Source organism: Nonomuraea sp. NPDC049486, from assembly GCF_040676925.1.
In the GTDB taxonomy this organism is placed as follows: Bacteria; Actinomycetota; Actinomycetes; order Streptosporangiales; family Streptosporangiaceae; genus Nonomuraea; species Nonomuraea ferruginea.
Window position 1 is genome coordinate 103,442 of record NZ_JBFAPV010000013.1, and the last position, 15,120, is coordinate 118,561.

Sequence of the window (15,120 nt, forward strand, 5' to 3'; positions counted from 1 at the left end):
GCACCATGTCCTCTGCCACTCACTCGACCACGGCACCCACCGGCTTCTACGAGATCGCCGCCGCCGACCCCGGCCGACCCGCCATCATCGACCCCGACGGATCGACGATCACCTGTGGCGACCTGCTGGCGCGGGTCAACCGCGTCTCGCGCGCGCTGCGCTCCCACGGCCTGTCGGCCGGTGACAGCGTGGCGGTGGCGGTGCACAACGGCCACGAGTATCTGGAGCTGATGCTGGCCACCGGGCAGGTCGGCATGTTCCTCGTCCCGGTCAACTGGCGGCTGACCCCTGCGGAGATGCTCTACATCATCAAGGACTCCGGAGCCAGGGTCGTCGTCGCCGACGTCGAGCAGGCCCGTACGCTGCCGGAGGAGTCGCTGCCCGAGCACCGGTTCGTGATCGGCGGGCAGGCGGCCGGCTGGCGCCCGTACCCCGAGCTGGGCGAGGGCGAGCCGTCCGACGCGCCGCCGGACCGCCGGTTCGGCGGCACCATGGGCTACACCTCCGGCACCACCGGCAACCCCAAGGGCGTGCGGTCGCTCCTCTACCCCGACTCCGAGCCGGAGCCGGTCATCAGCGCCCTGTACGGGGGACTCGCCGCCCGCTACGAGGTCACCCTGGACAAGGGCGTGCACCTGGTGTGCTCGCCGATCTACCACGCCGCCCCGACCGGGCACGCCTACGCGTTCCTCCAGCTCGGGCACACCGTGGTGATCCAGGGCAAGTTCGACGCCGAGGGCGTGCTGGAGGCGATCGAGCGGCACCGGGTGACCAGCGTGCACATGGTCCCCACCCACTTCAACCGGATGCTGCGCCTGCCGGAGGAGGTCCGGGCCAGGTACGACCTGTCCAGCCTGGAAGCGGTGATCCACGCGGGCGCGCCGTGCCCGGTGCCGATCAAGCAGCGGATGCTCGACTGGCTGGGGCCGGTGGTGTGGGAGTACCTCGCCTCGACCGAGGGCGGCGTCTCCCTGGTGAGCCCGCGGGAGTGGCTGCGCAAGCCCGGCACCGTGGGACGCCCGACGCCGAACACCATCGTCAAGATCCTCGGCGAGGACGGCGAGGAGGTGCCGGCCGGGACGGCGGGCACGATCTACTTCGGCATCCCCGGCCGCGAGGCGCTCTTCGAGTACAACAACGACCCGGCCAAGACCGCCGCAAGCCGGAAGGGAGGGCTGGCCACCGTCGGCGACTACGGCTACTTCGACGAGGACGGCTACGTGTTCCTGCTCGACCGGCGCACCGACCTCATCATCTCCGGCGGCGTCAACATCTACCCGGCGGAGATCGAGCAGGCCCTGATCACGCATCCCGCCGTCGCCGACGTCGCCGTCATCGGAGTCCCCGACCCGGACTGGGGCCAGAACGTGCTGGCCGTCGTCCAGCCGGCCGAGGACGCGGTCCCCGGTGACGAGCTCGCCGCCGCGCTGCGCGCCCACTGCGCCGAGCGCCTGGCCTCGTTCAAGATCCCCCGGCGTTTCGAGTTCCGGGCCGACTTCCCCCGGACGGAGACCGGCAAGCTGCAGCGCCGCAAGCTCCGCGACCACTACGCGGGTGAGGGGGAGAAGCCGTGAAGACCGGCGTGCACGCCTTCGAGGCCGGCATCGCCGACGTCGCCGCCTGCGCCGCGTGGGCCGAGGAGGCCGGCTACGACGTCGTGGCCAGCGCCGAGGTCGACCACGACCCGTTCCTGCCGCTGGCGCTGGCCGCCCGTGACACCAGCCGGGTGCGGCTGGCGACCACGATCGCGGTCGCCTTCGCCCGCACGCCGATGACGATGGCGTACGTCGCCAACGACCTGCAGGCGCTGTCCGGAGGCAGGTTCGTCCTCGGGCTCGGCACCCAGACCAAGCCCCACATCACCCGCCGGTTCGGCATGCCGTGGGGCCGGCCGGCGGCGCGGATGCGCGAGTACATCACCGCCCTGCGCGCGATCTGGGACGACTGGAACACCGGCCGCCCGGTCCGGCACGAAGGGGAGCACTACCGGCACACGCTGATGACGGCGACCTTCCGCCCGGCGCCGCACGGTCACGGCAACCCGCCGATCCACCTCGCCGCGGTCGGGCCGCTCATGACCCGGCTGGCCGGAGAGGTGGCCGACGGGCTGATCCCGCACGGCTTCAGCACCGAGCGCTACTTCCGCGAGGTGACCCTCCCGGCCCTGGAGGAGGGCCTGGCGCGGGCCGGCCGCGACCGCTCGGAGGTGACCGTCCACTGCCCGGGGTTCGTGCACGTCCACGCCCCCGGCGACGACGTCGACGCGCAGCGGCGGATGCTGCGCGGGCGGGTCGCCTTCTACGGCTCCACACCGGCCTACCGCGGCGTGCTGGACCTGCACGGCTGGCAGGAGCTGCACGAGCGGCTGCACGCCCTGTCGGTCACCCCCGACGAGGACCGCTGGGACCGGATGGCCGACCTCGTCGACGACGAGGTGCTCGACACGTTCTGCGTCAGCGGCTCCCTCGCGGAGGTGACGGCGGAGGTCTCCCGCCGGTTCGGCGGGCTGGTCGACCAGGTCCACATCCAGCCGCCGGCCGGCACGCCCGCGCCGGAGATCCGCGCGGCGCTGGTGTCGCTGAAGAACCAGGCGTCCGGCGTCCGTTGACCGGCGGGAGAGAGGAACGGCATCCGTGTCCGACAACCCTGTCGTCCTGGTGGAGCGTGACGGGAGCGGCATCGTCACCGTCACGCTCGACCGGCCCGACACCAAGAACAGCGTGCCGCGCGCCGGCTGGATCGAGCTCGCCGAGGTGTTCGGCGACATCGCGGGCCGGGCGGACGACCGCGTGGTGGTGCTCACCGGCGCGGGCGGCGACTTCTGCTCCGGTTCCGACCTGCGCGGTGGCGACTCCGCGGACTCGCCGCGCCGCGCGATGCGGATCGTCAACGCGGCGCTGCTCGCCGTCCGCGACCTGCCGCAGCCCACGATCGCCGCGGTCTCCGGGGTCGCGGCGGGCGGCGGCTTCAACCTGGCGCTCGCCTGCGACCTGGCGGTCGCCGAGGAGACGGCGAGGTTCTCGCAGATCTTCGCCAGGCGCGGGCTCTCCGTCGACTTCGGCGGGACCTGGTTCCTGACGCACATGCTGGGGCTCCACCGAGCCAAGGAACTCGCCTTCTTCGGCCGGATGCTCCCCGCCGCCGACGTCCACGCCCTCGGGCTGCTCAACAAGGTCGTGCCCGAGGGGGAGGCCCTGGCGCAGGCGTACGAGTGGGCCCGTGAGCTGCTGGCCCTCGCGCCCCTCGCCCTGTCGCAGACCAAGGAGATGCTCAACCTCGCCGCCTCGGGAAGCTTCCACGACAGCGTCCTGCGTGAGGCGGCCGCCCAGAACATCAACGGGACCACCGAGGACACCCGCGAGGCGATCCGGGCCTTCCTGGAGAAGCGGGATCCCGTGTTCCGCAACCGGTAGCGTCGTGGTCGCCTGGGTGGGAGGTGTTGGTTACCTCCTGACGTCGGGGGTAGGCGGGCGTAACCGACGTCACCTTCGGGGGAGGGGACCATGACAACGGGTGATTTCTGGAACTACGGCTACGGCCCCATGGACGATCTCCTGGCCAGGTTCTTCGGGTACGGCCAGCCGGCGATGCCCCGCCGCGTCGACATCGGGAGGCTGCTCAGCGAGGACGCGATCGACCTCCTGCGCGTGGCGACGGAGAAGGCGGCCGAGTGGGGCGCCGACTACGTGGACACCGAGCACATGTTGTGGGCGGCCGCCCAGGTGGACACGGCCCGGCAGTTCCTGGAGCGGGCCGGGGCCGACCCGGCCGCGCTGGCCCGTGAGGTCGAGCAGGCCGTCGAGAAGCGTGAGCCCCGGCAGGACCCGATGTCGCTCGCACCGGCGGCCAAACGGGCCCTGCTGGACGCCAGGCAGGTGGCGCACGCCACCGGCGCCTCCTACATCGACCCGCATCACCTGCTGCTCGCCATGTCGGCGAACCCCCGGTCGATGGCGGGGCGGCTGCTCCGGGAGGCGCACGTCACCCCGCAGTCGTTCGTCCAGGAAGGCGCCGGCAACGGGGAGACGCTGACGGGCCAGCAGGCGCCGCCCAGCAGCACCCCGACGCTCGACCAGTACGGCCGGGACCTGACCGGCGAGGCCCGCGAGGGCGGCATCGACCCGGTGGTGGGCCGGGACCAGGAGATCCTCCGGGCGGTCGAGGTGCTGTCGAGGCGGACCAAGAACAACCCCGCGCTGATCGGCGAGCCGGGCGTCGGCAAGACGGCGGTCGTCGAAGGGCTGGCGCAGCGCATCGCGGACGGCGAGGTGCCCGAGACGCTCAAGCGCAAGCGCGTGGTCCAGCTGGATCTGGCCGGCCTGGTCGCGGGGACGAAGTTCCGCGGCGAGTTCGAGGAACGCCTGAGCAAGGTCATGGAGGAGATCCGCGCGCACAGCGAGGAGCTCATCATCTTCATCGACGAGCTGCACACCGTCGTCGGCGCGGGCGGCGCCGAGGGCGCCATCGACGCCTCCAACATGCTCAAACCCGCCCTGGCCCGCGGCGAGCTGCACGTGATCGGCGCCACCACGCTGGACGAGTACCGCAGGCACGTGGAGAAGGACGCCGCGCTCGAACGGCGCTTCCAGCCCATCCTGATCCCCGAGCCGGACGTCGCGGACACCATCGAGATCCTGCGCGGCCTGCGTGACCGGTACGAGGCCCACCACCAGGTCAAGTTCACCGACGAGGCGCTGGTGGCGGCGGCCGACCTGTCCGACCGCTACATCTCCAGCCGTTTCCTGCCCGACAAGGCGATCGACCTGATGGACGAGGCGGGCGCCCGGGTGGCCCTGCGCACCGGCACCGCCCCGACCGGCACCCGCGAGCTGGAGGAGGAGCTCGGCCACCGGCAGCGGGAGAAGGAGCAGGCGGTGACGCGCGAGGACTACGAACGCGCCCGCGAGCTCCGCGACGAGATCTCCGATCTCCAGTCCAGGATCGAGCAGACCCGCGACGGCCGCGGGAGAGTCGCCGAGGTGACCCCGGACGACATCGCCGCCGTGGTCTCCCGCGCCACCGGCATCCCGGTCGCCCAGCTCACCGAGGAGGAGCGGGACCGGCTCCTGGGCCTGGAGGAACACCTGCACCAGCGCGTCATCGGCCAGGACCAGGCGGTGGAGGCGGTCGCCGAGGCCGTGCGCCGCTCCCGCGCCGGCCTGAGCGATCCCAACCGGCCGATCGGCTCCTTCCTGTTCCTCGGGCCCACCGGCGTGGGCAAGACCGAGCTGGCCAGGGCCCTGGCCGAAGCGCTGTTCGGCGAGCAGGACCGGATGATCCGGCTGGACATGAGCGAATTCCAGGAACGGCACACCGTCTCACGGCTCGTGGGGGCGCCCCCCGGTTACGTGGGCTACGAGGAGGCGGGCCAGCTCACCGAGCAGGTCCGGCGCAAGCCGTACGCGGTGGTCCTGCTGGACGAGATCGAGAAGGCCCACGCGGACGTGTTCAACCTGCTGCTGCAGGTGCTGGAGGACGGGCGGCTGACCGACGGGCAGGGCCGGACGGTGGACTTCAGGAACACCGTGCTGATCATGACGTCGAACCTCGGCGCCGACCTCATCATGGCGCACGCCGGCGAGGACCCGCAGGCGCTGCGCGGCCAGCTCTCGCGGCTGCTGCAGATGCAGTTCAGGCCGGAGTTCCTCAACCGCGTCGACGAGATCATCATCTTCCGCGGCCTCGACGCCGAGCAGCTCCGCCAGATCACCGTCCTGCTGCTGGAGGAGACCCGGCGGCGGCTGCACGCGCAGAAGGTCGTCATGGAGATCGAGCCGGCGGCCGTCGACTGGCTCGCCAAGGAGGGCTACCAGCCGCAGTACGGAGCCCGGCCGCTGCGCCGCACCATCCAGCGCAAGCTCGACAACACGCTGTCGCGGCTGCTGCTGGACGGCACGCTCAAGCCGGAACAGCACGCCCACATCGGCGTCAGGAACGGCGACCTGGCCATCACCGTCCTCGACGCCGGCGCCGAGATGGGCCCGGACACCGAGCCGCAGGTCCTGGCCAAGCCCGAGCCGCGTTCCCCCGAGGAACGCCGCGACCGGAGCGACCCCGGGCTCTACCTGTAATCGGATCGTGACGATGTGTCGCGTTAGTCCCTTCACTCCACCGATCATCACATGAGGGGGGAGTGAAGGGGGGTTCTCGGTGGGGTCGTCGGAATCGTCCACACATCTGGTCTATCTGGTGACGTACTGGCGGGAGTGGCGGGCGTGGGGGCCCGGGGGCGGCGAGGCGGACGACCGCATCATCAGGGAGCTGCTCGAGTCGAACGGGGGCGCCGAACCCGGGGTGTGGCTGGCGACGTCGCCCGACGGCCTGCTCGACCAGGTCACCTGGCGCACCGGCGACGCCGCGCTGCGGGAGCTCGACCGGGGCAACGAGAAGGTCGACCAGGCGTACCGGGAGATCGAGGCCGGTTACCTGGACGCGGCCGACAGCCTCCACTGGTACCACGTCCTGATCCACCCCGACCACGAAGTGGGGCCGTTCAAGCGGGAGGGCGGGGGCGGGAAGCCGTGGATCCTGTTCGACATCCAGTTCCGCAACCGCTGGAGCTCGCGGATGATGTTCATCGGCGTCAGCTTCTGGGTCGGCGATCCGAACTGGATCCCCGATGAGGCCCTGGGCCGCGCACCGCGGGAGACGAGCGCCCACCGGCGGCACGAATGGTTCATGCGCTGCGAGCGGCAGGCCCGCACCCACGTGAGAGCCCACTTCCGCAAGGCGAAGCAGGACATCAGGGAGTACGAGGCCCCGGAGTTCTGGATCGCGCTGGAGGACAACGGCACGGGGGACCGGCCGAGCCTGAAGAACGCGCGTGACCTGTACGAGGTGGTGCACGGAGGTGCCACGTCCGGTGGGGCGCGCAAGCGCTTCCCGCTGCGCCGGCTGCTCGGTGGCGCCGGCGCCACGGAGCTGAGCAGCGCGGACGTGTGTGTGGAGCCCGCCCGGCGCGACGAGCGCACGGTACGCGAATGCTACGTGGTGCTGCCCGACACGCCGCATCTCAACGGCACGGTCGTGGGGGAGCGATTACGTCCCGCGGTGGCGGGGCTTCTGACCTTGGAGGCGCTGGCCGCCTCCGGCAACGACATCCGCGAGCAGCTCCAGGTCTGGCGCGAGCACGCGATGATCTACCAGCACGCCGCCCGCACGGCCGGGGCCCTGTGGGACGGGGTGGCCACCCACCTGCCGATCCGGCGCTGGTGGCGGCTGAACCGCGCGCACCGGGCGGTGGAGCTGATCCACCTGATGCTGCTGCAGGGCATGGCGGACCTCGCCGACGTGGCCAGCCACGTCGACGAACGGGTGAGCCGGATCGAACGGCTGGAGCACCTCGCCGACGAGCGGTTCGCCGAGACGCTCGGCTGGGCGGGCCGCGGGCTGCGGGAGGCGCTGGCCGACGCCAGCCACTTCACCGAACTCAAACGGTTCGGCTCGCGGGCGCGGGACGTCGCCGACCGCGCCACCGAGCAGTACAAGAATCTGCTCGAGTCGATGGCGCACGCCTTCGACGAGCGCCGGGTCAGGGAGCTGGAGGTGCTGCAACGGGCGGGCTTCTGGCTGAGCATGACGATAGGCGCCTTCGCGGTCCTCACCTTTATGGACTTTTTCATGGAGATCGAACACAAGCAGGTCGTGGACGACCTGTTCATGGCGGACCGCCGGCTGCACGTGATGGTGTGGGGCGTCCTCGGCCTGCTGACCGCGATCGTGCTGGGCGTGACGGCGAAGTCGCTGTGGTCGCAGCGGATGGGGTCGAGCTGGTTCCACCGGACGTTCCGGCGGCTGGAGCGCTATCTGCGTCTGTCGTCCACCCGCGAACTGGAGCTGCTGCGCGGCCGTATCACCCGCACGCGCAAGGACACGTGGAAGGGGCGCGACCAGGACCTGGCCGACCGCTTCGCGGACCTGTGGGACGAGTCGGCGCGCGCCGTCGCGGCCAACTCGTCGGCCAGGCCGCAGCCGCCGCGCCGGGCCGGGCGGTCCGGGGGGCCGTCCGGCTGGCTGGACGCGCGATGGGTGGCCCTGCGCGGTGTGCGCTGGTCCGGCCGCGATCTGGCCACGCAGCGCCGCGACATCGAGGCGCTGATCGTGCGCACTCTCCTGCTGGCGGAGCGGACGCCGACGCTGCGCCGGTACGGGCTGGTCCGGCTGGCGCTGCTGCACCGGCACTGCGGGCGGCTGCCCGGCAACTGGTTCGGCGAGTTCGACGGGGTATCGAGGTCGGAGCTGCGGATGGTGTTCACGACCGCCGGAGGCAGCGCGGAGATCGCGGACAAGGTCGACAAGCGGATGGCGGAACGGATCGCCCACACCAAGGCGGTCGAGGCGGGCCGGGTCGACGACCGGGCCGCGCCCGCCGGCAAGATCAGGACTGCTCGGGAGCTGCTGGAGGCGATCGAGCAGGAACTGGTCCGGCCCGACCTGCCGGGGCTGGCCGCGTGAGCGTGGGCGCCCGCGCGCCGTCGGCGCCGGTACGGCGCCCGGCGTGCGGCGCCGGTACGCCGGTCGCTCAGGGGACGCGCCAGGTGTCGCCGGAGTCGAACAGGCGCGTGAGGTCGCCCCGGCCCTTCTGCGCCACCGCTTCGTCGAGCTGGCTGGTCATCAGCGTGTCGTAGGCCGGCCGGTCCACGCTGCGGAAGATCCCGATCGGGACGTGGTCGAACGCGGGTTCGTCCAGCCGGGACAGCGCGAACGCCACCGACGGGTCGGGGTTGTGCGCGTCGTGCACCAGCACCCGGTCCTGCTCGACGCTGTCGCGGGGGACGACCTCCAGGCTGCCGTTCGCCGCCCGGATGACCGCCTTGGAGGCCGAGGCGATCGGCCGGCCGTGTTCCAGCTTCAACGTGATGTCGTCACGCAGCTCCGGGTCCTTCAACGGCTCGAAGGCGTTGTCGTTGAAGATGTTGCAGTTCTGGTAGATCTCCACCAGGGACGCGCCCCGGTGCGCGGTCGCCTCCCGCAACACGCTCTGTAGGTGCTTGCGGTCCGAGTCCAGGGTGCGGGCCACGAACGACGCCTCCGCGCCGAGGGCGAGGGAGATCGGGTTGAACGGCTTGTCCAGCGATCCCATCGGGGTGGACTTGGTGACCTTGCCGACCTCGGAGGTGGGCGAGTACTGGCCCTTGGTCAGCCCGTAGATCCGGTTGTTGAACAGCAGGATGTTGAGGTTGACGTTGCGGCGCAGCGCGTGGATCAGGTGGTTGCCGCCGATCGACAGGGCGTCCCCGTCACCGGTGATCACCCACACGCTCAGATCCGGCCGCGAGGCCGCCAGCCCGGTGGCGATCGCAGGGGCGCGGCCGTGGATGGAGTGCACGCCGTAGGTGTTGAGGTAGTACGGGAACCTGGAGGAGCAGCCGATCCCGGAGACGAACACGATGTTCTCGCGCTTGAGCCCCAGCTCGGGCAGGAACGACTGCACCGCGGCCAGGATGGCGTAGTCACCGCAGCCCGGGCACCAGCGCACCTCCTGGTCGGACTTGAAGTCCTTCAGGCTCTGCTTGGCGTCGGTCTTGGGCACCAGCGACAAGCCCTTGCCGTTGACGAGCCCGTTCATGTCAGTCACTGCCGATCACCTGCTGATCATCACGGTCGATCACGCCCTGGATCACTGCGGCCAGTTCCTCGGCCTTGAACGGAAGCCCCCGCACCCGGTTGTAGCTGATGACGTCGACCAGGAACCGGGCCCGCAGCAGCAACGCCAGCTGACCCAGGTTGATCTCCGGCAGCAACACCTTCTCGTAGCGCGCCAGGACGTCACCGATGTTGGCCGGCAGCGGGTTCAGATGCCGCAGATGCGCCTGGGCCACCTTCCCGCCCGCAGCCCGCACCCGCCGCACCCCAGCGGCGATCGCCCCGTAGGTGGAACCCCACCCGAGCACCAGCACCCGCGCACCACCAGACCCAGACCGGCCAGACCCGGCGTGAGCGCGGGACCTGCCGGGCCCGCCAGGACCGCCGGGCCCGCCTGGGACATCGGGGTCGTGAGGGTCGTCGGGGTTGTCGGTGACGTCGAGATTGTGCGGGTCGTGGGGGTCGTCGACCTGGAGATCCGGCACGTCGATGCCGGCCACCTTGGCCGCGCGCAACCGCACCATCCGGTCATGATTGTCCGGATCGTAGGAGATGTTCCCGGTGCCGTCGGCCTTCTCGATACCACCGATACGGTGCTCCAGACCGGGCGTGCCCGGGATCGCCCACGGCCGCGCCAGAGTCTCCGGATCCCGCTGGAACGGCAAGAACGCCCCGTCCTGGCCGTTCGGCTCGGTCGTGAACGGCACACTGATGTCCGGCAGCGCGGACACCTCCGGCAGCCGCCACGGCTCCGAACCGTTGGCCAGATACCCATCCGACAACAACATCACCGGCGTCCGATAGGCCACCGCGATACGAGCCGCTTCCACCGCCGCGTCGAAACAATCCGAAGGCGACATCGGCGCGATGACCGGCACCGGCGACTCGCCGTTGCGGCCGAACAACGCCATCAGCAGGTCGGTCTGCTCGGTCTTGGTCGGCATCCCCGTCGACGGGCCCGCCCGCTGCACGTCCACCACGATCAACGGCAACTCCGTGGTGACCGCCAGCCCGACCGTCTCGGCCTTCAACGCCACCCCCGGGCCGCTGGTGGTAGTCACGCCGAGCGCGCCGCCGAACGCCGCCCCGAGCGCCGCACCGACACCGGCGATCTCGTCCTCGGCCTGGAAGGTGCGGATGCCGAACTGCTTGTGCTTGGACAGTTCGTGCAGGATGTCGGAGGCCGGGGTGATCGGGTAGGAGCCGAGGAACAGGGGCAGCCGGGCTTGGACGGCGGCGGCGATCAATCCGTAGGCCAAAGCTTGGTTGCCGGAGATGTTGCGGTACACGCCCGGCGCCAGCCGGGCCGGCTTCACCTCATAGGAGACCGAGAACGACTCGGTGGTCTCGCCGAAGTTCCAGCCGGCCTGGAAGGCGGCGATGTTGGCCTTGGCGATCTCCGGCTTCCGCGCGAACTTGGTCTCCAGGAAGCTGATGGTCTGCTCGGTGGGCCGGTGGTAGAGCCAGGACAGCAGGCCGAGCGCGAACATGTTCTTGGCGCGTTCGGCGTCCTTCTTGCTGATGTCGACGTCTTCCAGCGCCTTGACCGTCAACGACGTCAAAGGCACGGAGTGCACCCGCCATTCGGCCAGCGACCCGTCTTCCAGCGGGCTGGCGGCATACCCGACCTTGGCCAGGTTGCGTTTGGTGAACTCGTCGGTGTTGGCGATGATGTCGGCGCCGCGCGGCAGGTCGGACAGGTTGGCCTTGAGCGCGGCGGGGTTCATCGCCACGAGCACGTTGGGGGCGTCGCCGGGGGTGAGGATGTCGTGGTCGGCGAAGTGCAGCTGGAAGCTGGACACGCCGGGCAGGGTGCCGGCCGGGGCGCGGATCTCGGCGGGGAAGTTGGGCAGCGTGGACAGGTCGTTGCCGAACTCGGCGGTGCCCGCGGTGAACCGGTCACCGGTGAGTTGCATGCCGTCACCGGAGTCACCGGCGAACCGGATGATCACCCGATCGAGCTGCCGAACCTGCTTGATCACAGCTCCTGAACTCCGTTCTCGAACCGGGCGAGCAGTCTCGCCAGCTCCTCGTGGTATCTCTCGACGTTGCGCAGCTTCACGTCCTCGTACCCGCGCACCAGGTCGGGCAGCTCCGCCAGCTGGACCGCGAGCGCGAGGTTGTCCGGGGAGAGGCGGCCGGCGAGGCGCTCCACCAGGCCGGCGTACTCCCGCACCAGCTCACGCTCGACCCGGCGCACCCTCGTACGGCCGAACGGGTCTAAGGCGGTCCCGCGCAGGCGGCGCAGGCCGCGCAGGGCCACCAGCGCCGGCCGGAACCACGGGCCCAGGGTGAGCTTCCGCCGCACGCCCATCGCCCGCAGCAGCGGAGGGTGGAGCTTCCACGACGCCTTGGCGCCGGGTCCGAACCGCTCCGCCAGCGCCGACCGGACGTCGTCGCCGAGGCTGAGGCGGGCGACCTCGTACTCGTCCTTGTAGGCCATCAGCTTGAACAGGTGGCGCGCGACCGACTCGGCGAAGGCGGCCGAGCCGGGCACCCGCGACGCCTCCAGGGCGCGCACCCGCTCCACCAGGCGCGTGTAGCGGCGGGCGTAGCCGAGGTCCTGATAGGCCAGCAGCTCCTGGGACCGGAGTCCCACCAGCCGGGCCAGCTCCGACCCCGGAGGCGCTTGCACGATCCCCGTCACGTCCTCCTGCGGAGCGGGCCCGGGCGCGTCCCGTACGGCGGGGTCGCTGACGAACGTGCGGCCGTGCCGGAACGCCCGCAGGTTGACCTCCACCGCGACGCCGTTGAGCCGGATGGCCTCCTCGATCGCCTCGGCAGGCAGCGGGATCGCGCCCTGCTGGAAGGCGACGCCCACCAGCAGCATGTTGGCCGTCTGGTCGTCCCCGAACAGGTCGGAGGCCAGCGCGCGGGCGTCGAGCAGCCGGGCCAGGCCGGGGCGGACCCGGTCGAGTATCGGGCCGGTCACCTCGTCCGGCTCGGGGAAACCCACCGCCGGGTCGGCGACCATCCGGCCGGTGGGCACCTCGGAGGTGGACAGCACCGCGACGGTCCGCTCGGGCGAGGCGACCGTCAGGTTCCCGGGGTCGGCGGCGACCAGGAGGTCGCAACCGAGGTAGAGATCGCACTCGCCCTCGGCGAGCCGGTTGGAGGTCAGGCTGCGGTCGCGGGAGAACTTCACGTCCGACACCACCGCCCCGCCCTTCTGCGCGAGCCCCGTCTGGTCGAGCGACCGCGCGTTCCATCCGGCGATCAGCCCGGCGGTGGCGAGGATCTGGGAGACGGTGACGACGCCGGTCCCGCCGATGCCGAGCACCCGGACGCCGAAGGCGTCACCGCCCACCACGGACTCCGGCTCCGGCAGGTCCGCCTCGATCGCGCCGCCCTCGCGGGTCACCGGGGCGGCGGAGACCATCATGAAGGCGGGGCAGTCGCCGTCCAGGCAACGGGTGTCGAGATTGCACGATGCCTGGTGGATGCGCGTCTTGCGGCCGTACTCCGTCGGGACCGGCTGCACCGACAGGCAGTTGGACTTGCGGCCGCAGTCGCCGCAGCCCTCGCAGACCCGCTCGTTGATGAAGACCCGCGTCGCCGGCTGCGGGAGCAGGCCCCGCTTGCGCTTGCGGCGGGTCTCGGTCGCGCACTCCTGGTCGTGCAGGAGCACGGTGACGCCCGGGGTGCCGGCCAGGACCCGCTGCGCCTCCTCGACGCGCGACCGGTCCCAGACCTCGACGCCGCGCGGCAGCCGGATCCGGCGGTACCTGCGGCGGTCCTCGGTGGTGACGATGATCTTCGAGACGCCCTCGGCCAGCAGCACGCCGACGATCCGCGCCGCGTCCATCCCGCCGACCGTCCGCTGCCCCCCGGTCATGGCCACGGCGGAGTTGTAGAGCAGCTTGTACGTGATGTCGACGCCCGCCGCCACCGCCGCCCGGATCGCCAGGGAGCCGGAGTGGTCGAAGGTGCCGTCGCCCAGGTTCTGTACGTAGTGGTCACGTTCGACGAAGGGCGCCATCCCCACCCATTGCAGGCCCTCCCCGCCCATCTGGGAGAGCCCGGTGACGGAGCCGACCTGGGCCTCGTCCATGAGCACCACCATGGCGTGGCAGCCGATGCCGCCGCCGACCAGGCTGCCTTCGAGCGTCTTGGTGGAGGTGTTGTGCGGGCAGCCCGAGCAGAAGTACGGCGCCCGCCGCAGGAGCGGCAGCGGACGGCGGGGGTCGGGGCGCGGTCCCGGCGTCACCGGGATGCCGTTGGCGAGCAGCCGCCGGCGCAGCCGGGGGACGATCGCGTCCACGTCCAGCTCCCCGTACGCGGGAACCAGCTCGTCGCCGTCCTGGTCCCGCTTCCCGGTGACCAGGGGGACGGCCGGGCCGCCGTAGAGGATGTCGCGGACGGCCGTCTCCAGGAAGGACCGCTTCTCCTCGACGACCACGATCTCGGCCAGCCCGTCCGCGAACTCCCTGACGGTCTCCGGCTCCAGCGGGAACGGCATGCCCACCCGGAGCAGCCGGAGCCCGCTCGCGCGCAGGTCCGGCTCGTCGACGCCGAGCCGGCGCAGCGACTCGACCACGTCCAGGAAGGTGCGGCCCGCGGCGATCACGCCGACCCGGTCGCCCGGCGCCGCGCCCACGACGCGGTTCAGGCGGTTGAGCCGGGAGTACTCGACGGCCAGCCGCAGCCGGTTGGTCACCAGGTCGCGTTCGAGCGGCCCCAGCGTGGGCTGCAGCAGCCGCGCGGTGGGCCGGTGGCGCCCGGCGCCCGGCGGGAGCACCGGCTCGGGCCGCTCGTCGTCGAGGAAGACCGTCGAGGAGCCGTCGGCCACGGCGGTGACGATCTTCAGTCCCACCCACAGCCCGGTGGCCCGGGACAGCTCCACGGCGTGCGCTCCCAGGTCCAGCACGTCCTGGGAGTCGGCCGGATACAGGAACGGCATGGCCAGATCGGCCAGCGCCGCTTCCGACGAGCAGGGGACGCTGGAGGACTTGGCGGCCGGGTCGTCGCCCACCAGCACGATCGCGCCGCCGTCCGGGTGGGCGCCCATCAGGTTCCCGTGCCGCAGGGCGTCCGTGGCCCGGTCCAGCCCGGGGGCCTTGCCGTACCAGATGCCGAGCACGCCGTCGTAACGGGCGCCGTCGAGGGTGTTGGCCAGCTGGCTGCCCTGCACCGCGGTCGCCGCGCTCTCCTCGTTCAACCCTGGCCGGAAGACGACGTCGTTGGCGTCGAGGAGGCGGCGCTGGCGGTGCAGCTCCAGGTCGTAGCCGCCGAGCGGCGAGCCCTCGTAGCCGGAGACGAAGGTGGCGACCCGGCGGCCGCGAGCCAGGTCCCGGCGGTGCTGGTCGATGGGCAGCCGGGCCAGCGCCTGCACGCCGGTCAGCTGGACCCGTCCAGTGGTCGCCTCGTAGCGATCTTCCAGCCGCATCCGGTCCGTCCCCCTTCCATGGGTGGCTGGGCGAGATTCAGCCAGGCGGGCGCGGCGGGCTCAAGAGGGTCTGGGCCACTGGCACAGAAGAGGCCGGTCGGCCGGCGGGCCCACTGGACACTTGGCTAGTCGCTAACCCATTAACGGCT

At 71.5% G+C, this 15,120-nt stretch carries 8 protein-coding genes; 5 read left to right on the forward strand and 3 right to left on the reverse strand.

Going from position 1 to position 15,120, the window contains the following annotated elements; all coding sequences use genetic code 11:
- Positions 1-5: 5 nt before the first annotated feature.
- The 5 genes from AB0K05_RS32610 to AB0K05_RS32630 all read left to right on the forward strand — a co-directional run bounded on the left by AB0K05_RS32610 (position 6) and on the right by AB0K05_RS32630 (position 8,454).
- Positions 6-1,574 carry an AMP-binding protein gene (locus AB0K05_RS32610; protein WP_364234285.1) on the forward strand — a complete coding sequence of 523 codons (1,569 nt, stop codon included), beginning with the start codon at positions 6-8 and terminating at the stop codon, positions 1,572-1,574.
- Entirely contained in the window at positions 1,571-2,608 is a 1,038-nt protein-coding gene (locus tag AB0K05_RS32615; RefSeq protein WP_364234288.1) for a TIGR03617 family F420-dependent LLM class oxidoreductase, read from the forward strand. The genes AB0K05_RS32610 and AB0K05_RS32615 overlap by 4 nt, the downstream gene beginning before the upstream one ends.
- Before the next feature lie 25 nt (positions 2,609-2,633).
- A complete protein-coding gene (locus AB0K05_RS32620) occupies positions 2,634-3,413 on the forward strand; it encodes an enoyl-CoA hydratase-related protein (protein WP_271277511.1) in 780 nt (259 codons plus the stop codon).
- Between the two features lie 90 nt (positions 3,414-3,503).
- Entirely contained in the window at positions 3,504-6,071 is a 2,568-nt protein-coding gene (locus AB0K05_RS32625) for an ATP-dependent Clp protease ATP-binding subunit (protein WP_364234292.1), read from the forward strand.
- Between the two features lie 118 nt (positions 6,072-6,189).
- A complete protein-coding gene (locus tag AB0K05_RS32630) occupies positions 6,190-8,454 on the forward strand; it encodes a hypothetical protein (protein WP_364234295.1) in 2,265 nt (754 codons plus the stop codon).
- Positions 8,455-8,521: 67 nt separating this feature from the next.
- Here the strand turns inward: AB0K05_RS32630 and AB0K05_RS32635 are convergent, their stop codons facing one another.
- From AB0K05_RS32635 to AB0K05_RS32645, 3 genes are read right to left on the reverse strand one after another with little or no spacing between them, the layout of a single operon-like run.
- Positions 8,522-9,568 carry a 2-oxoacid:ferredoxin oxidoreductase subunit beta gene (locus AB0K05_RS32635; protein WP_364234490.1) on the reverse strand — a complete coding sequence of 349 codons (1,047 nt, stop codon included), beginning with the start codon at positions 9,566-9,568 and terminating at the stop codon, positions 8,522-8,524.
- A 1-nt stretch (position 9,569) separates the two neighbouring features.
- Complete coding sequence (locus AB0K05_RS32640) at positions 9,570-11,567, reverse strand: 2-oxoacid:acceptor oxidoreductase subunit alpha (RefSeq protein WP_364234298.1); 1,998 nt, start codon at positions 11,565-11,567, stop codon at positions 9,570-9,572.
- Positions 11,564-14,971 (reverse strand): indolepyruvate ferredoxin oxidoreductase family protein, encoded by a 3,408-nt coding sequence (locus AB0K05_RS32645; protein WP_364234301.1) that lies wholly within the window; start codon positions 14,969-14,971, stop codon positions 11,564-11,566. Before AB0K05_RS32645 ends, AB0K05_RS32640 begins: the two co-directional genes overlap by 4 nt.
- Positions 14,972-15,120: the final 149 nt, after the last annotated feature.

Coding starts and splice junctions, on each gene's coding strand:
- AB0K05_RS32610 (WP_364234285.1), top strand. CDS start 6: ATGTCCTCTGCCACTCACTCGACCACGGCACCCACCGGCTTCTACGAG.
- AB0K05_RS32625 (WP_364234292.1), top strand. CDS start 3,504: ATGACAACGGGTGATTTCTGGAACTACGGCTACGGCCCCATGGACGAT.
- AB0K05_RS32635 (WP_364234490.1), bottom strand. CDS start 9,568: ATGAACGGGCTCGTCAACGGCAAGGGCTTGTCGCTGGTGCCCAAGACC.
- AB0K05_RS32645 (WP_364234301.1), bottom strand. CDS start 14,971: ATGCGGCTGGAAGATCGCTACGAGGCGACCACTGGACGGGTCCAGCTG.